This window comes from Actinotignum urematis (assembly GCF_051264595.1).
Taxonomy (GTDB): domain Bacteria; phylum Actinomycetota; class Actinomycetes; order Actinomycetales; family Actinomycetaceae; genus Actinotignum; species Actinotignum timonense_A.
This window is the reverse complement of the sequence record NZ_JBOZBG010000002.1, coordinates 229,601-247,733: the sequence shown is the minus strand read 5'-3', so window position 1 is coordinate 247,733 and position 18,133 is coordinate 229,601. Positions and strand designations below refer to the sequence as shown.

The 18,133-nt window shown below is 63.5% G+C and carries 12 protein-coding genes and 1 tRNA gene; 1 reads left to right on the top strand and 12 read right to left on the bottom strand.

What is annotated here, in order from left to right:
• Nucleotides 1-34: 34 nt before the first annotated feature.
• The 10 genes from rpoB to ACRQDJ_RS02255 form a co-directional block, all read right to left on the bottom strand.
• Complete coding sequence (gene rpoB, locus ACRQDJ_RS02300; protein WP_284904083.1) at nt 35-3,532, bottom strand: DNA-directed RNA polymerase subunit beta; 3,498 nt, start codon at nt 3,530-3,532, stop codon at nt 35-37.
• Nucleotides 3,533-3,969: 437 nt separating this feature from the next.
• Nucleotides 3,970-4,998: a GNAT family N-acetyltransferase gene (locus ACRQDJ_RS02295; protein WP_284904084.1), complete on the bottom strand. Its 1,029-nt coding sequence runs from the start codon at nt 4,996-4,998 to the stop codon at nt 3,970-3,972.
• 416 nt (nt 4,999-5,414) lie between these two features.
• A complete protein-coding gene (gene rplL, locus ACRQDJ_RS02290) occupies nt 5,415-5,804 on the bottom strand; it encodes a 50S ribosomal protein L7/L12 (RefSeq protein WP_026428293.1) in 390 nt (129 codons plus the stop codon).
• A 182-nt stretch (nt 5,805-5,986) separates the two neighbouring features.
• Nucleotides 5,987-6,508, bottom strand: a complete 522-nt coding sequence (rplJ, locus tag ACRQDJ_RS02285) for a 50S ribosomal protein L10 (protein WP_026428294.1) — start codon at nt 6,506-6,508, stop codon at nt 5,987-5,989.
• Between the two features lie 355 nt (nt 6,509-6,863).
• Nucleotides 6,864-8,195: a glycosyltransferase family protein gene (locus ACRQDJ_RS02280; RefSeq protein WP_284904085.1), complete on the bottom strand. Its 1,332-nt coding sequence runs from the start codon at nt 8,193-8,195 to the stop codon at nt 6,864-6,866.
• A gap of 198 nt (nt 8,196-8,393) precedes the next feature.
• On the bottom strand, nt 8,394-9,095 hold the full coding sequence (gene rplA, locus ACRQDJ_RS02275; protein ID WP_284904086.1) for a 50S ribosomal protein L1: 702 nt from the start codon (nt 9,093-9,095) through the stop codon (nt 8,394-8,396).
• 175 nt (nt 9,096-9,270) lie between these two features.
• Nucleotides 9,271-9,705, bottom strand: coding sequence for a 50S ribosomal protein L11 (gene rplK / locus ACRQDJ_RS02270; protein ID WP_016443119.1), 435 nt, complete (start codon nt 9,703-9,705; stop codon nt 9,271-9,273).
• Between the two features lie 238 nt (nt 9,706-9,943).
• A complete protein-coding gene (gene nusG, locus ACRQDJ_RS02265; protein ID WP_284904087.1) occupies nt 9,944-10,756 on the bottom strand; it encodes a transcription termination/antitermination protein NusG in 813 nt (270 codons plus the stop codon).
• A 42-nt stretch (nt 10,757-10,798) separates the two neighbouring features.
• A complete protein-coding gene (gene secE, locus ACRQDJ_RS02260; RefSeq protein ID WP_016443121.1) occupies nt 10,799-11,038 on the bottom strand; it encodes a preprotein translocase subunit SecE in 240 nt (79 codons plus the stop codon).
• A 55-nt stretch (nt 11,039-11,093) separates the two neighbouring features.
• Nucleotides 11,094-11,166, bottom strand: a tRNA-Trp gene (locus ACRQDJ_RS02255).
• Between the two features lie 195 nt (nt 11,167-11,361).
• On the opposite strand from ACRQDJ_RS02255, the gene ACRQDJ_RS02250 reads away from it, so the two are divergent.
• Nucleotides 11,362-12,576: a pyridoxal phosphate-dependent aminotransferase gene (locus ACRQDJ_RS02250; protein WP_435717758.1), complete on the top strand. Its 1,215-nt coding sequence runs from the start codon at nt 11,362-11,364 to the stop codon at nt 12,574-12,576.
• 202 nt (nt 12,577-12,778) lie between these two features.
• On the opposite strand, the gene phoA is transcribed toward ACRQDJ_RS02250, so the two are convergent.
• A complete protein-coding gene (gene phoA, locus ACRQDJ_RS02245) occupies nt 12,779-16,555 on the bottom strand; it encodes an alkaline phosphatase (RefSeq protein ID WP_435717757.1) in 3,777 nt (1,258 codons plus the stop codon).
• 196 nt (nt 16,556-16,751) lie between these two features.
• The gene (locus ACRQDJ_RS02240) at nt 16,752-18,086 is read right to left on the bottom strand and encodes a phosphotransferase (RefSeq protein WP_284904089.1); all 1,335 of its coding nucleotides are present in this window, start codon (nt 18,084-18,086) and stop codon (nt 16,752-16,754) included.
• Nucleotides 18,087-18,133: the final 47 nt, after the last annotated feature.

The window sequence follows — 18,133 nt, the reverse complement described above, 5'->3', positions numbered from 1 at the left end:
CCGATGTTGTGCGCCACTAAGAAGATTTGAGAGTTTAGAAGTCGGCTCCGGTGGACAGATCCTCCAGACCGGTCTGCAGCACGGGCTCCTCAGGGCCGGCCGCAGCGCGCATGCGATCTTCTTCCGCATCCTGGAGGTCAATGACCTGACCGGATGCATCGAGAGCTGCCACATTCAGGCACAGCGACCGCATTTCCTGCATAAGAACCTTGAAGGATTCCGGAATACCAGCTTCGGGGACGTTATCGCCCTTAACGATGGCTTCGTACACCTTGACACGGCCTACGGTGTCGTCGGACTTGATCGTGAGCATTTCCTGCAGGGTGTGCGCGGCACCGTAAGCTTCCAGGGCCCACACTTCCATTTCGCCGAAGCGCTGGCCGCCGAATTGTGCCTTACCGCCCAGGGGCTGCTGGGTCACCATCGAGTACGGACCGGTGGACCGGGCGTGGATCTTATCATCCACGAGGTGGTGCAGCTTGAGCATGTACATGTAGCCAACCGAGACCGGATCCGGGAAGGGATCGCCGGTGCGCCCGTCGAAGAGCCGAGCCTTGCCGAAGCGATTGACCAGGGTGTGGCCTTCCGCATCCGGGAGGGTGGACTGGAGCAGTCCGTCCAGCTCATCGGCCTGGAGGCCGTCGAATACCGGGGTGGCAACCCGGGTACCCGGAGCGGCCTTGACGGTATTTTCGGGCAGGCGCAGGGCCCATTCTTCGCCCGCTTCCCGGGCGGCGCTGGCATCCCAACCGCGGGAAGCGACCCAGCCCAGGTGCAGTTCGTACACCTGACCGAGGTTCATACGGCCGGGAACGCCCAGCGGGTTGAGGATGATATCAACCGGGGTGCCGTCTTCCATGAAGGGCATATCTTCCACCGGAAGAATGCGGGAGATAACACCCTTATTTCCGTGGCGGCCGGCCATCTTATCGCCCACCGTGATCTTGCGGCGCTGGGCGATGTACACGCGAACGGTCTCATTAACATCCGAGGGCAGTTCGTCGTTATTTTCCTTATCGAACTGGCGGATATCGATGACGATGCCGGATTCGCCGTGCGGGACGCGCAGCGAGGTATCGCGCACTTCCTTGGCCTTTTCCCCGAAGATGGCGCGCAGCAGGCGCTCTTCGCTGGTGAGTTCTGTTTCACCCTTGGGGGTAATCTTGCCCACGATGATATCGCCGGCGCGCACTTCCGCGCCGATGCGAATAATCCCGTGATCATCGAGATGCGAGAGCATTTCCTCGGACACGTTGGGGATATCGCGGGTGATTTCCTCCGGGCCGAGCTTGGTATCACGCGCATCGACCTCGTGTTCCTCGATATGGATCGAAGTGAGGAGGTCATCGCGCACGCAGCGCTCGGAGAGGATGATGGCGTCCTCGTAGTTGTAGCCATTCCAGGACATGAAGGCAACGAGCAAGTTCTGCCCCAGCGCGAGTTCGCCACCTTCGGTAGCTGCGCCGTCGGCAATAAGAGTTCCCGCTTCCAGGCGGTCCCCAGCGGAAACAACCACACGCTGGTTAATGCAGTTGCCGGGGTTGGAACGCTCGAACTTGGACATCTTGTAGATAACGTGGCGGCCGTCGTCCTGCTCCACGTGCACGGCGTCGGCATCCACTTCGGTGACCACGCCGGGGGCCGCGGCCACCGTCACGTCACCGGAGTCAACCGCGCAACGCATCTCCCAGCCGGTACCCACGTACGGGGAAACCGGGCGGATGAGCGGCACGGCCTGGCGCTGCATATTCGCACCCATGAGGGCGCGGTTGGCGTCGTCGTGCTCGAGGAAAGGAATCATGCCGGTACCGATGGAAACCATCTGGCGCGCGGACACGTCCATGTAATCGATTTCGTCCACCGGAACGAGGGCCGGTTCGCCGCCCGGTACGCGCACGAGCGCTTCTTCTTCCAGGAAGTGGCCGTCCGCATCGATGGGCGCTTCGGCCTGGGCGATATTGTGGTTATCTTCGTCGCCGGCCTGGAGGTAATCGATCTCATTCGTGACCCGGCCATCGACCACGCGCCGGTAGGGCGTTTCGATGAAGCCGAAGGAATTAATCTGCGCGAAGGAGGCCAGCGAACCGATCAAGCCGATGTTCGGACCTTCCGGAGTTTCGATGGGGCACATGCGCCCGTAGTGCGAGGGGTGCACGTCGCGCACTTCCATGCCCGCGCGATCACGGGACAGACCGCCCGGACCGAGGGCCGAGAGGCGGCGCTTGTGGGTCAGGCCCGCCAGCGGGTTGTTCTGATCCATGAACTGCGAAAGCTGGGACGTTCCGAAGAACTCCTTAATCGCGGCAACAATCGGGCGGATATTGATGAGCGAGGAGGGCGTAATCGCTTCCACTTCCTGAGTGGTCATGCGTTCGCGCACCATCCGGTCCAGGCGCGCCAAACCGGTGCGAACCTGGTTCTGGATGAGCTCACCGACCGCGCGCACGCGCCGGTTGGAGAAGTTGTCAATATCATCGGTGCTCACGCGCACCGGGGTGGCACCTTCGGCGCACAGGATGGTCGGGAATTCGCCGTCCTCCCCCATGCGATCCATGCCCTGGTGGAGGGCGAGCAGGTAGCGCAGCGCCGCGGTGATATCCGTGAGCGTGAGCTGGCGGGCGGTGTTATCTTCCGGCAGGCCCAGCTTCTTGTTGATCTTGTAGCGCCCCACCTTCGCGGTGTCGTACCGCTTGGGGTTGAAGTAGAAGTTATTGAGCAGGGTACGGCCCGCTTCCGCCGTGGGCGGTTCGCCCGGGCGCAGCTTGCGGTAGAGATCCTGCAGGGCTTCTTCCTGGTTGTGGACGGTGTCCTTTTCCAGGGTGTCAATGAGGATGGGGAATTCGGAGAAGGTTTCGCGAATTTCCGATTCCGTCATGCCCAGGGCCTTGAGGAAGACGGTCACGGACTGCTTGCGCTTGCGGTCCACGCGCACGCCCACCGCATCGCGCTTATCGATTTCGAATTCCAGCCAGGCACCGCGGGAGGGAATCACCTTGGTGTTGTAAATGTCCTTATCGGAGGTCTTATCCGCGGTGCGCTCGAAGTACACGCCCGGGGAACGCACCAGCTGGGACACCACCACACGCTCGGTACCGTTCACGATGAAGGTACCGCGGTCCGTCATGAGTGGGAAGTCGCCAATGAAGGTGGTCTGCGACTTGATTTCGCCCGTTTCGTAGTTCTGGAATTCCGCGGTGACGTACAGGGGGGCCGAATAGGTGAGGTCACGTTCGCGGCATTCGAGGATGGAGTACTTCGGTTCCTCGAGATGCGGGGCGGAGAGCACCAGGCCCATGGTTTGCGCGGCATTTTCGATCGGGGAAATTTCTTCGAAGATTTCTTCGAGCCCGGACTGAACGCCGGGGTTTTCCGCGACCCATTTATCCGAGCCGATCAGCCAACCGAAACTATCGGTTTGGAGGCCGAGCAAATTCGGCACTTGCAGTGGTTCATGGATTTTCGCGAAAGATACGCGGTCAACAACCGGCTTGCCGTTATGTGCAGCGAGCGAGTATGTGCGCGAAGCAGCCAAAGTGGATCCTTCCCTGACGAATCTGGCAGAAGGACAATCCAGTCACCCTCACCGAAAACCGCGATATCACGCCGAAAAGCGCTGCGGAGGTGATCAAGGGCATAGGAGTGTCAACGCAAGTTTCTACACTACACGTTTTAACGGCAAGAACCAAGACCCCAGGCCTATGCGAGGGGTCACACATAGGGATACCAGCGCTTGGCGGTGCCGGTATCTCAGCTGAACTTCATCGTCCGAAAGTACTTTCGCACAAGAACGGCGTACATGCAAGTGCGGGCGCGCCGGGGCACCGTTGCGCGGGGTGTTCGCGCAGGTCTGCGGGTGCGTGCGTATGTGGCGCGGCCCGGGCCGGGTGGCGAGCTTGCGTGCGCCGGGGTACCGTTGCGCGGGGCGTTCTAGTAGCACGACGACGCCGCAGCCCCGCGTGGTCACCTCCCCTAGCGCAAGCGTTTTTCGAGGGTCACCTCGGCGCAGTAGCCTTCAAACCCGTGGGCGGTGTACAGCCGGCCGGCCCCGGTGGAGCTATGGGTATCAACGTCTAGGCCAACGGTGGCATACCCGGCCCGCGCCGCATTGGTGATGACACGATCCACGAGTTGGCCGCCCACCCCGCGCCCACGCACGGCTCGCAGCGAGCCGAGGTATTCGATATAGAGCTCGGTGCCGTAGTCATTGGCGAGCGCGTAGCCCACCACCGCGCCGGTTTCTTCGCTGAGCGCCACGACGGAGCAGTCCAGGCGCATGCGCCACCCGGTGAGGAAGGAGTGCCAGGATGCGGCGTCGTAATCGTAACGCCCGTAGTGGTCACGGAAAGCTTCGGCGTGGGCGAGGCGCAGCGGCTCTTCGTCAGCGAGGGTGGGGGCGCGGAAGGTCACGCCATCAATGTGGACGGCGGGGATTTGCGCGGCCGGGCGGCGCATCACTTCGTATTTTCGGGTGAGGCGGTAGCCGAGCTCCCCCAGCGCCGCGTTGGTTTCTTCTGCGTCATCATCGCGCGCTACCTGCACCGACAGCCCGGAGTAGCGGGTTTCGGAGCGTTCGGCGAGCCCGATGGCGAGCTGCTCGCAGCGGCGGAGGAGTTCGGGGAGGTACGTGAGGTCCGGGCAGGCATAGCCAATATAAATATCGAGGTCATCATCTTGGTCGACGTCGCCCATCGTGGACACCGTGGCTCCGGCGAGGAGGTGTTCCCCGCGGTACAGCGCGAGGGTTTCGGTGGCCGGATCGACCTCAGGATTGGCGAGGAAATCGCGCAGATCACGCTCTGTGGCGGAGTGAAGCAGGGAGGGATCCGCGGCGCCCAGCGCAGCCCAGGCCGGGATGTCGCTCGGGGTGAGGGGGCGCCAGCTCAGGGCTTCGCTTGAGCACTGGTTCGGGCTTTGCTTCGGGTTTTGCTCCTGGGGCGATTCGGAGCTGTGATTCGTCGTTGTTTCCTGCGTCATCTTCACGTTCGTCTTCGTTATCATCGTTGAGTTTGTATCCGGGGCGCTTCCGGGGCGTTTCCGGCTCGTTTCCGGGGCGAGCTGCTCTCCGTTCCCGGCCCTGTCTCCGGCTTTGCATCCGCCTATGCGCCGATGCTCACTCGTGCCAGTGTAGCCGGCTACAACCTTCTTGCGTACCTTTGCGACAAAGTGGTACTGGAGAACATCGGGCCTTACAAAGTGGTACTCCACGACAGGAAATCGGGGATTGACTGTAGCTCCAGTACCACTTTGCGATCCAGCAGGGCGCCGGACGGCCCGCATCGCAGAGCCTCACAGCCCGGAAACCAAACAAGCGGATACGCCGGGGCGTATCCGCTTGTGGAGTGGAGCGCGGGCATGAAGCCCGCGCTCCGATGGCTGATTGTTCAGCCGACTAGCCGAGTTTTCGGCGTGCCGTGTTACTTGAGGGTAACGGTGGCGCCGGCGCCCTCGAGGGCTTCCTTGGCCTTTTCGGCGGTGTCCTTGTCCACACCTTCGAGGACGGCCTTGGGAGCCGAGTCCACGAGGTCCTTGGCTTCCTTGAGGCCGAGGGAGGTGAGGGCGCGGACTTCCTTGATGACCGCAACCTTCTTGTCGCCAGCGGCTTCGATAACAACATCGAAGTCGGACTTCTCTTCGGCGGCAGCACCGGCGTCGCCACCGGCAGCGGCCGGAGCGGCAACGGCGGCAACGGGAGCCGCGGCTTCAACGTCGAATTCCTCTTCGAACGCCTTGACGAAATCGTTGAGCTCAACGAGGGTGAGCTCCTTGAAAGCTGCAATGAGCTCTTCGGTCGAGAGCTTAGCCATGATGGCCTTCCTTTCCGCTCTAGCGAGCAGACTCTATCTGATGGGCAGAAGTACCTGCCGTGCAGATCTAACTGGGTGCGCGGCTGGGGGCCGCTCCGCGACGCGTATGCCGAGCCGCGAAAACTCCGAAATATCCGTGATAGTCGCTATTCGATACCCGTGATATTCCGAGGTGGAAGTGGCTACGCAGCCGCTTCCTGCTTGGCGCGCAAGGCGTCGATGGTGCGAACGGCCTTGGTGGCCGGCGCGTTGAGTACGTACGCTGCCTGGTACATGAGCGCCTTGAGAACACCGGCGGACTTGGCCAGCAGGACTTCGCGGGATTCGAGTTCCGCGAGCTGCTTGACGTCGTCTGCGGACAGCTGGGCACCGTCCATCACGCCGCCCTTGAGGATAAGGGCTTCGTTCTCCTTGGCGAAGGTCTTGAGGGCCTTCGCGGCTTCCGGAGCTTCACCGGTAACGAAAGCAACGGCGGTCGGACCCTGGAAGGTCCCCTCCGCTACCTCGACTCCGGCCTGCTTCGCGGCGATATCAAGAAGGGTGTTCTTGGCGACCTTGTAGACAGCTCCACCCTGGAACGACCGGCGCAGATCTTTCATCTGGCCGACCGTCAGGCCACGGTACTCAGTAAACAGCACAGCGGTGGAGTTCTCGAAGAGCTCCTTGAGTTCCGCAATCGCTGCAGACTTATCGGTCCGTGCCATGGGGCCTCCTTCCGGTCTTACCCGCAGGATCGGCAACGAAAAAGCCCCGCGCGGTAAGGCACGGGGCTTGGATGACCTGCCGTGAGCACGGCAACATTCAGCTCTGTTCTTACCTGCGCTGGCCTCGCGGTGCGAGTTTGATCCCGTTGGAACCTGCGGTCTTTGGCATCGGTTAGTCTATCGTTTTCGCGCGGCCACGCCAAGGCCGTTCCGCGTGGCTTGCCTCACGGGCGCGGATAGGTGGCCCTCCGCGAAGATCCACTTCCGGCCCGTGCCCCGCCGGCGGTCCGACACACGCACTGAAGGCGTACATATAGCGTGTGCCGGCCCCGTCCATATAGGTACGACGGCGCAGCTACGCCAGCACCGGCCCGGCGAGCAAACACAGGTACCCCAGCGCCCCGGCCCCCATGAGCACACCGCGCCAGATAGGCCGGTCTGCCAGGTGGGCGATAGCGGCCAGCGCCCCGGCCACATTGGCGATCCCGTAGCGGCGCGGAATGGAACGGAAGTAAAGGCCGCCGTTGATAATTTCCCGCGCCTGGACCACCACGCCCACAATAAGGGGCCCGGTAGCGCCCGATAGACCGAGCACCCGCCCGCGCACCGAGCGCAGCCCCGCCACCAGGGCGAGGAGCGGCCCGGCCAAGAGAATCCCGTAAGCCACCGTGCCCCAGATCTGGGTGGAAGCGGAGATGAGCTCCGGGGAGAAGTGGTACTTAGCCCCGGGATTGGTCAGGCCATAAGGATTGAGAAGGCTGAGAAGGAGGCGCCCGGTACTGGCTTCGCTGACCGGGGAGGTGGAAATCGCGTTGATGGCCGGCACGTAGCCTTCCGGGGTACGGGCGCCCTGGATAGCATCCCAGCCCAGGTAGCAGGCGGCCACCGTAAGCACCTGGGTACCGAGCAGCACCGCGAGGGGGCGCCGCTGCACCCGCCCGAAGCCCACCAGGCCCGGCCAACAAATCGCCAAGGTGACCGGCACCAGAATTGCCAAAATTCCGGTAATAGAAATGACCCGGGAGAGGCAGATAGCCGCGGTTATCAACGCGGGCAGCACCCAGCCGGTTTTCTTACCTACCACGATGCGCGCGCTCAGCCATACCGCGGCCGCGCCGGCCAGCGGGCCCACGGCGTCGTTATGCACCATGGTGGCGCTGGCCGCCACCGAGGGCACCGCCAGGAAGAACAGCGCCGCGGCGAAGGACACCGCCGGACTCAAGCGCCAGGCGCGCAGCGCGGCGTAGAAAAGCCCCACACCGGCGGCTACCAGCACCGCCGAACCCAGGCGGGCGCCCGTGAGGAAGCTCAATCCCGACAGGCCACCCAGGCGCGCGATGGCGCCGTCGACCAAAAAATACAGGGGCGGGTGGAAAGCATTGTAGTTTTCCGCGCGATAGGGCCAATCTGCCGGGGCCACCTGATCCCAGGTATCGCAGGGTGGTGGAGTGATGGCGGTGCCGGCCGGGGCATGGCAAGCCCACGCCTGCCGGGCCTGCGGGGCCATCACATCCCCGGGGGCGGGGACGGTGCCGCTGGATGCCTTGAGGGAGTAGTCCAGGTAGGTCCACTCCCCCACCGGGTTGATGGACGGGTTGTGCGCAAAGGCCCACGCCGCCCACCCTAGGCAGAGCAGCATGAGGAGGCAGGCGAGCAAAGCGTCACGTACACGCGGATGGAAAGTCACGGCTCTAGCCTAAAGCACGGTTACGACAAGAAAAAACGGCGGAACGCGCGCGCCCAAAGCCCGCGGAACGCGCGGGCCCGTCACAGCCAGGTATGCGCGCAGATACGCGAACCGCCGTACATATAACAAAGGGCGGAGACCCCTGAGGATCCCCGCCCTTCGCGTTACGCGTATATCCGCTTAATCGCCAACCGGCCCTTAGGCTTCGGCGCGAGTCTTGGTGGCATCAATCGGGATGCCGGGGCCCATCGTGGTGGACACGGTGGCCTTGAGGATGTAGCGGCCCTTCGAGGAGGAGGGCTTGAGACGCATGATCTCCTCGTAGGCGGCAGCGTAGTTCTCCAGGAGCTGCTGCTCGGTGAAGGAGGTGTTGCCGATGATGAAGGGCAGGTTGGAGTTCTTGTCCACGCGGAATTCGATACGCCCGCCCTTGATATCGCTGACGGCCTTCGCCACGTCCATGGTGACGGTGCCCGTCTTGGGGTTCGGCATGAGGCCGCGGGGGCCGAGCACGCGGCCGAGGCGGCCGACCTTGCCCATCATATCCGGGGTGGCCACAGCCGAATCGAAATCGGTCCAGCCGCCGGCAACGCGTTCAATGAGTTCGTCGCCGCCAACTTCGTCCGCGCCGGCGTCAATAGCCTGCTGGGCACGCTCGCCCTGGGCGAAGACGATCACCCGGGCGGTCTTGCCGGTGCCATTGGGCAGGCTCACGGTACCGCGAACCATCTGATCCGCCTTACGCGGATCCACGCCGAGACGGAACACAACTTCCACGGTTGCGTCAAACTTCGTCACCGACGTTTCCTTCGCGAGGCGCATTGCCTCCACGGGGGTGTAGAGCACACCGGGCGCAATCTTTTCTGCTGCGGCGCGGTATGCCTTCGAGCGCTTTGCCATTTCTGCTTCTCCTTTAGTGCAGGTGTGGTCAACGAGCCTGCGTGGCCCTTCCACGGTTCCACTCGGGAACCTGCGGATGCTAAGAGCGCGGTTGCTCGATGCTCTTAGCTCCGGTTACGTTGTGGTCTCAGATTGCGGTGGAACGACGGCGCTGCCGCCTTCCAGCACGCGCTATTTAGATAGCGTCCGAGGTGATGCCCATGGAGCGGGCGGTGCCGGCGATGATGCGGGCGGCGTTGTCAATGTCATTCGCATTGAGGTCCGGCTCCTTGATCTTCGCGATTTCGCGAAGCTGATCGGCCGTGAGGTGCCCAACCTTCTGGGTGTGCGGAGTGGGCGAACCCTTCTGCACCCCGGCAGCCTTCTTGATGAGCTGCGCCGCCGGCGGGGTCTTGAGAACGAAATCAAATGTGCGGTCTTCGTAGACGGTGATTTCCACCGGGACGATGTTTCCGCGCTGGGATTCGGTCGCGGCGTTGTACGCCTTCGTGAACTCAACAATGTTCACGCCGTGCTGACCGAGAGCCGGACCAACCGGCGGGGCCGGGGTGGCCTGGCCGGCAGGAATCTGTAGCTTAATGAAGCCTGCAACCTTCTTCTTCGGTGCCATATCTGGTCCTTTTCTCATTGAACAGCCGTCGCAATGGCTAGCGACGGCACGCCTATCTATATTACGGGAAAGTGAGCGATGCACAAAGCCCCGCCTGTGTGAGACACACCGCGGAGCTTGTGTTGAATTGCGCGAGATACGAGCCTGCGTTGCCGCCGTGCTCGCGTTTCTGCGCTCTTACGTCTATGCGTGCGCCGGTTTACGGAAGTACGACGACGCCGCAGCTGCCACGTGGAACTTAGTCTTCCTTGCGCACCTGGGCGAAGGAGAGCTCCACCGGGGTTTCCTGACCGACGAGCGTCATCATCACGGTGAGGCGCTGGTTTTCCGCGTCGATTTCCGAGACGGTGGCCGGCATTCCGGCCCACGGTTCGGCGGTGAGGGTGACCGGATCGCCCACTTCGAAGGGAGCGATGGTTTCCGGAGTGGCGCCGGTGGGCAGACCCGCGGCGCGTGCCTCATCTGCCGCGGCGGCTTCCACCACCGGGGTCAGCATGGTGACAACCTCATCAAAGGTGAGGGCCACCGGGGTACGGCCATTGCCTACGAAACCGGTCACGCCATTGGTGGATTGCACCACGCGCCAGGAATCATCGGTGAGGTTCATGCGAATGAGCACGTATCCGGGCATGCGCACCCGCGATACCAGCTTGCGCTGCCCGCGGCGCACTTCGAAGACTTCTTCCATGGGGACTTCGATCTGGAAGATGTAGTCCTCCATGTTCATGGAGACAAGGCGGACTTCCAAGTCCTGCTTGACGCGCTTTTCGTAACCGGAGTACGTGTGGAGAACGTACCAGCGGCCTTCCAGGCCCTTGAGCTTGGCCCGCACCTCTTCTTCGGTGACGATGCCGTCCTTCTTCTTGCCCTTCTTGGAGGAAGCCGGAGCGGTTTCCTCACCGGGCGCAGCATCCGCGGTTTCTTCCGCGGCTACGCTTTCCGGGGTGGTGGTATCGGTGAGGGAATCCGCGCTGGGAGCAGCCTCCTCAGCGGGCGCGCTTGCACCCGGTTCCATAAAAAGATCGTCGTGCGCGGTATTGTTCTCAGACACGCTGTTCCCTCACTGTTCTTGGGGCCGGCCCTGGTTCTGGACCTACCCGAAGATCCAGACGGTGGCGCGACCGAAAATAAGATCGAAGATTCCGATAAAGACCATCACGGCGAGGATGAAGAGCACCACCGTGGTGAACAGCTGCCCCAGTTCCTCCCGGGAGGGGCGCTGGACGCGCTTCAATTCACCGAAGATTTCGTGGAAGAACTGCGCGAGCCGGGCAAAGAAGCCCTTCTTCTCCGCAGCGCCCTTGGAGGACTTGGATGCTGCAACTTCCTTCACAGTGCGTCCTTTTCCTCGTCGTAACAATGCCCCGTCAGTATTGGCGGGGCAGGAGCAGGGTAGGAGGGACTCGAACCCCCAACCGCCGGTTTTGGAGACCGATGCGCTACCAATTGCGCCACTACCCTAGGTTGGCAACTCCACCATTATGCCTGAAACCGGGGTGCTCCGCGAGCTCCGGCCGCCAGGTGGACGTTGGAGTATCACGACCGCGAGGCCGTCATACCCGGAATAGCATAGTCGATAACGCCCCGGCCGTCCACTTCCGCACCTTCCCTTGGAGAAAGGTCACAGCCTCGGCCGGGACAGTGTTTAATGGGAGGGTGAGTACTACACCGAGCCCCCATACCCCGCGCCGCGTTTCCGCGCGCCTGGAAGCCCTTGCTCCCTCCGCCACCCTCGCGGTGGATGCCCGCCAGCGTGAACTGCGGGCCGCCGGCCGCCCCATTATTTCCTTCGGGGCCGGGGAACCGGATTTCCCCACCCCGGATCATATTGTTGCCGCCGCGGCTGCCGCCACCGGCGATATCCGTAATCACAAATACTCCGATCCCAACGGCTTGCCGGAGCTGCGCGAGGCGATTTGCGCCAAAGTCGCTTTCGATGCCGGGGTGCGGATTGACCCGAGCTGCGTCGTCGTTACTAATGGCGCGAAACAGGCCAATTTCGAAGCGTGGGCGGCGCTCATCGACCCGGGCGATAATGTGCTCCTCCCCTCCCCCTACTGGGTGACCTACCCGGAAGTCATTAAGCTCTTCGGCGGTACCGTCACCGAGGTGTACGCGCCCCCGGCGCAGGGCTTCAAGGTGAGCGTGGAGCAGCTTGAGGCCGCCCGCACCGAGAAAACGAAGGCGCTGCTGCTGTGCTCGCCCACCAATCCGACCGGCGCGGTCTACAGCGCCGCGGAAGTGCGCGCTATCGGCGCTTGGGCCCTTGAGCACGGGATTTGGCTGGTGGTCGATGAAATTTACGAACACCTCACCTACGACGGCGTGCGCACCGCCTACCCGCTGGCCGAAGTGCCCGAGCTGGCCCAGCAAGCCCTGGTGATCGGCGGGGTTTCGAAGTCCTTCGCGATGACGGGTTGGCGGGTTGGGTGGCTCTACGGCCCGGCGGATGTGATGGCCGCGGTCAAGCGGGTGCATTCGCATCTGACCGGGAACGTCAATAACGTGGCGCAGCGGGCCACCATCGCCGCGCTCACCGGCCTGCGCGACCGCATCGAGGAAATGCGCGAGGGCTTCGCGCGCCGCCGCGGCCGCATCGTGAGCGAACTGGCCAGTATTGACGGGGTGGAGGTCGCGCCCCCGGATGGCGCCTTCTATGTTTTTGCCGACGTCGCAGGCCTGCTGGGCGGGGCGGGCCCCCGCCGCGCCACGAGCTCCCTGGAGCTGGCCGATCAGCTCCTGAGTGATATTAATGTGGCCGCGGTGCCCGGGGAAGCCTTCGGGGTGGGCGGCTTCCTGCGCTTCTCCTACGCGCTTTCCGATGCGGAGCTAGCCGAGGGCATGGCGCGGCTGCGCGATTACTTCGCCTAGCAGCCGGAGAGCTGCCTAGCCGGCCGGCTGTGCTCCGCATGGTCAATCCGGCACGTTTCCAACACCTGTGGGCCGCGACGTTTCCGCCGCGGCCCACAGTGCTTGACCCGTTATTCAGGCAGCTGAGCGCCAGTATTGACCGCCGGTGCGCAGTGCCGTGTTTATCGTGCCGGCGTACAGTGCCGGCACCTAGCGCCAGTACTTAGCGCCGCACCGCCGGGGTATCGGTGCCGTTACCGTCCCAGTCACCAACGAAGAGCTCGTCGGCCACGCATCCGTAGTGGAGCGTGAGATCGGCCGGGCCGGCGTTGAGGGAGTTCTTCACGAGCAGCGCGTTGCCGCGGCGCACCGCGAAGGTATCCGTGCCGTTACCGTCGAAATCTCCGGTGAAGACTTCGTCCGCGGCCTTGCCGTAGGAGAACTGGGTATCGGCGTTACCCGAGACAATGGCGTTCTTGACGAAGATGACATTGCCGCGGCGTACCGCGAAGGTGTCCTTGTCATCGCCATCCCAGTCACCGACCAGCGGGGTATCTCCGTAGCGGCCGTAGCTGATGACCTCATCCGCGTCCCCGCTCTTGAGGGAGTTCGCCACGTAGAAGGTGTTGCCGCGCTGAACCGCGAAGGTGTCCTTACCGTCGCCATCCCAGTCACCCACGAGCACGGTGTCACCGGCCTTACCGTAGGAGAATTCGATGGGGGCCTTGCCGCCCGCGAGGGTATCGGAGACGTAGAAGGTGTTTCCGCGGCGCACCGCGAAGCTATCCTTGCCATCCCCGTTCCAGTCGCCTACGAGCACATCGTCGCCGGCGCGCCCGAAGCTGAAGACCGCCTGGGCCACGGTGGCGGTCCAGTTATTGGATACGTAGAAGGTGTTGCCGTTATCGGACGGCTCGGCTGGAACGGTGGGATCACCGCTCGGGTCCGTACCCGGTTCCGGAGTCGGATTCACGCTCGGATCCACGCTGGGCTCCGGCTTCGGCTCCGGCTTGGCACCTTCCTTGACGAACTGATTGACAACCGGCTGCGATTCCTTATCCAGGCCGAGCGCATTCGCTACGGTGTAGTGCAGGTCGGTCTGGTCGGTACGCCCGATTACGTTTTCCGCACCCGGGCCCGAGGCCGCGATACGCAGCTGGGCACCGGTGTGGCCCTGGCCGCCGCGCGCCACCTCATTGGAGGCCGCGGTGTTATAGGACATCTGCATGTAGTCGCCATCAACCGTCTTGAGGATGGTGTTCACACCGGAGGTCGTGCTTCCCGCACCCACGATCTGCGAGGTGTGGGCATGATCGGCGGTCACGAGGATAAGAGTGGGTTCACCATTCTCTTTGGCCCAGCGCTGCGCTACCGCAACTGCCTGGTCCAAATCGTCCAGTTCGCCAATCTGACCGCAGGCATCCGCCCCGTGATCAGCCTTATCAATCGAGGCGGCTTCCACCTGGAGGAAGAATCCGGCGTCGTTCTTGAGCAGATCCATGGACTTCTGGGTCATGGCCGCCAGGGTGGGAACATCGGCGGTCCGGGCTTCGTTAATCGTGCAGGTTTCGTAGGTTGTCGGCTTGCCCGGGGTGGGCACCGACTCGTTGAACATGCGCGGCATATTGCCCGGGGTGAAGAGGCCGAGGACCGGCTTATCCTGGTTGGCTTCGGTCAGGGCAGCCATCTGCTCCGCCGTCGTCACAATCTGGAAGTCATTATCGCGCGCGTTTTCCAGCACGGATTTACCGGCCGTCCACCGCGTCGTCTCACCCCAGGTACCGGACACCTGGACTTCGGCATCGAAGTACTTCGCGCCGCCACCCATCGTCACGTCCGCACGGGTATCCACGAGCTGTTCGGAAATCGAACCCATCCCGCCGTTTTCACGCAGATCGGAACCCTTGGCGGGCTTTGCGTTCCCGGAGGGCGCGTAATGCGAGCGGCTGGTCACGTGAGCACCCATAACCGCCGGGGTGGCATCCTGCACTTCCGAGGTGGTGATATTACCGGTCTTGAGCCCGGCCCGCTTCGCCTTCTCCAGGAGGTTCTCCTGGGGCTTCTGGGCCAGGTCCACGCCGATAGCGCCGTTGTACGTCTTGGTGCCGGTGGCCCAGGCGGTACCCGAAGCGGCCGAATCGGTCACGTAGTTGATGGCGCCGTCGCGATCAATGGAGAAGTGGGTGTAGGACCCGGTGTAGTCGAGGTTATCGATACCGGGCAGGCGCCCGTTCGCCCCGTAAAGGTAGTTGCGGGCGGAGGTGATTTCCGAATCGCCCATCCCGTCACCGATGAAGAGCACCACGTTCTTAGCCTTGGCATCCGAGCGCTGCTCGCCGTCCTTGCCGTACTGGGCGAAATCACCGGGGGCCGGCACGGTCACCTTGCCGTTTTCGTCCACGGCGATGGCCATCTTGGCCCCGCCGGCTACCGGCTTGGCCAGATTGGCATCGCTGGCGGCGGTGGAGGCTTCGGCGTTGAGCGAGAGTGCGTTACCGATGGTGTAGAAAAGATCGGTCTGGTCGGTTTGACCCAGCACATTTTCTTCACCGGGGCCGTAAGCAGCCACGCGCAGCTGCGCGCCGGTGTGCTGCTGGGAACCGGCATTCGTGCCATCCTCGGCGACCTTCGTGGTGCCGTAAAGGATGGACATGGGCGAACCATCGGCGGTGGTCAGGCGGGTCACGGGGCCCACGTGGTCGTCGCCGTCGGACACAATCTGCGCGGTATGCGAGTGATCCGCGGTCACGATAACGAGGGTCTGCCCGTCCTTCTTCGCGAAGTCCAGGGCAACCTTGGTGGCCTGGTCGAGGCGGTCAGTTTCCCCGATCTGCCCGCAGGCATCCGAAGCGTGATCGCGCTTGTCAATGGAGGCGGATTCAACCTGGAGGAAGAAGCCCTTCTCCGCGCTCGGGTCATCGAGAAGTTCAATGGCCTTGCGGGTCATATCCACGAGTTCAGGCTCGGTGCCAATATCTTGCTTTTCGCAGGTGAGCGGATCAGCCTTCGCCCCGCCGACCTTCGCCTGGGAGGACTTGTAGGCCGTGGTCATATTCGAGGGCGCAAACAGCCCGAGAACCGGAGAATCCTGGTTCGCCTTGGTGATTCCCGCGAGTTCATCGGCGGTGGTCACCACTTGGAAATCATTCGCGCGGGCATTGTCCAGAACCGACTTATTGGCTTCCCACTGGGTGTTGTACTTGGCCGCACCCTCGAGGAAGGGGTTGGTGTTCCCGGAGGCGGTGGTCACCATGGCGTCGAAGTACTTCGCGCCGCCGCCCAGGGTCACGTCCGCGCGGGTGTCCACAATCTGCTCCGAGATGGAGCCGAGCCCGCCGTTTTCACGCAGGTCCGCGCCCTTGGCCGGCTTCGAGTTACCGGAGGGAGCGTAGTAGCTGCGGCTGGTGGAATGCGCACCCATCACGGCCGGGGTGGCGTCCTGAATATCGGAGGTGGTCACGTTGCCGGTACGCATCCCGGCGTTCTTGGCCTGCTCGATGAGGTTCTGCACCGGCTTGCCGGCCAAATCCACGCCGATGGCTCCGTTGTACGTCTTCGTACCGGTGGCCCAGGCGGTTCCCGAGGCGGCCGAATCAGTCACGTAATTGAAAGCACCATCCTTGTAGAGGGAATGGTGCGTGTACATACCTTCGGAGGTGAGTTCGTCAATACCTTCGAAACGCCCCGAGGCGCCCTTGAGGTAGTTGCGGGCCGCGGTGATTTCCGACTGGCCCATGCCATCACCAATAATGAGGATGACGTTGCGGGCCTTGGCGTTGGAACGCCCCTGACCCGCCTTACCGAATTGCGCGCAATCGCCGGGTTTGGGCGGAATAACGTTGCCTTGCGAATCAAAAATAACGCAGTTTTCCGGCCCGTTCGCGGTGCGGTAGGTGGTATTTTCCGCCGAAGCGGCACCTCCCGCGAGCGCCGAGAAGCCGACGGCGGCCACAGCTGCTGCTGCCACCGCGCGCCGGGCAGTGAAATGTGAGGATCCCATTGTCCTTTTATCCCTTCTAACAGAACGTGGGCCCTCTAAGGTTCACTTAACTCATTTACCGGAAAGCAAGCACAATGTAACGAGCGGGTGAACAGTATTGTTTGTGCGTGGTGGTTGCGGCACTGTCAGGTGACGAAAATTCCGGGGTTTTAACGACGACGCCGCTCGCCGGGCAGCGGGTGTATCGGGAGCGCAGCTAGCCCCGCGGGTAGGCATTTCCTCCATATCCGGCCAGGTAGCGCGCCCGGGAGAGCCAGTATTCAGCTTCGCGCAGCCGCCCGAGGGCATCGTGTTCCCAGCGGGTGCCGTCGGTGCGGGCGGCCCCGGCAACGAGGGAGAGCGTGACCCCGGCTGCCCGCGCGTACACGGGCGCGGCAGGTAAACGCTGTTCCAGCAAGGCGCACCACTGGCCCAGGATGGAACGCAGGTGCGGGTAGGCGGCCGGGGCCAGGTGGGGCAGCACGCTCATATGCCCGAGCAGGCAAGCCCAGTCATCGGCGCGGTAGCCCGGGCCGAGGGAATCCACGTCAATAACGCCGGCCATCCAGCCGGTGGGGCTTCCCGCCGCGCGCCCCGTTGGCGTGGGCACGTCTACGGCAGTCCCCATTGGCGCGGGCGCGCCTACCGCCGGCCCGCGCTGCACGAAAATATTGGCTTCGTAAAAATCGCCGTGCACGGGCACGATGGGCCCGGGATCGAGGCTGGCCATCATCTCCGTGACTCCGCTGGCCACCGCGTGGGCGCGAGCCGCGATACCGGGGAGGGCTACCGCGGCGGCGTGCGCGTAGTGGCCCACCCGATCCGCCCAGGCAGGCCGGTGGGTGAGGTGGATGGCCGCGGCCGGCAGGCTTTCTTGCAGATTCCACAGGGTGTCGAAAAGCGCGACGCTCTGCTCCCCCAGCCCTCGGGCCAGCCAATTGGCCAGCGGCTCGCCCGGGAGGGTGGAAATAAGAACGAGGCCGCTCGAATCTTCGCGCACCACCCGCGGGGCGAGCACCCCGGCCTCCCCTAGCATGCGATGGCGTTTGGCCAGGGACTGCGCGGCCGGTGGGCGCAGCACTTTCGCGAAAGCACTTCCGCCGCCCGCGGTGGTGACTTTGACGACGGCACGCCTGGTGGGCCGGTAGCTTTTGAGCTCCACCGCTACTTTTTCTCCCAGGAATGCCGACATTCGGCTCGGGGTAACGGCCAGCGGGAGCGCGGGAAGCTCGGGATCATGGGGGTATTCCCAGACCCACACGGCAGTATCGCGGTGGGTGAGGCGCACGAGGCTCGGGGTGAAAGTTTGGGAGAGCTGCGCGGTGGAGGCGCACACGTATTTTTCGCGCGCTTGGCCGGTGGGGCGCCCGCCTTCCCCGCGGGCGCGCGCGGTCACGGTGTAGCTCACGGTCACGCCGGCCCCGGGGCGGTGATTGACGCGGTGGACCGCCCAGGAGATGAGCTGCCAAGCGGGAAGCGCGGTGGCGAGCATCGACCCGGCGTCCGGGCCGGTCAGCAACGCTAAATCAGCGCTTTCCGAAGATGCAGCCATAGAACAATAGTGCCGCATCCACCCCGGTGGCACAATGCGGGCGCGCG

Coding starts and splice junctions, on each gene's coding strand:
- ACRQDJ_RS02295 (WP_284904084.1), bottom strand. CDS start 4,998: ATGATAACGAAGACGAACGTGAAGATGACGCAGGAAACAACGACGAAT.
- rplL (WP_026428293.1), bottom strand. CDS start 5,804: ATGGCTAAGCTCTCGACCGAAGAGCTCATTGCAGCTTTCAAGGAGCTC.
- rplJ (WP_026428294.1), bottom strand. CDS start 6,508: ATGGCACGGACCGATAAGTCTGCAGCGATTGCGGAACTCAAGGAGCTC.
- rplA (WP_284904086.1), bottom strand. CDS start 9,095: ATGGCAAAGCGCTCGAAGGCATACCGCGCCGCAGCAGAAAAGATTGCG.
- rplK (WP_016443119.1), bottom strand. CDS start 9,705: ATGGCACCGAAGAAGAAGGTTGCAGGCTTCATTAAGCTACAGATTCCT.
- phoA (WP_435717757.1), bottom strand. CDS start 16,555: ATGGGATCCTCACATTTCACTGCCCGGCGCGCGGTGGCAGCAGCAGCT.
- ACRQDJ_RS02240 (WP_284904089.1), bottom strand. CDS start 18,086: ATGGCTGCATCTTCGGAAAGCGCTGATTTAGCGTTGCTGACCGGCCCG.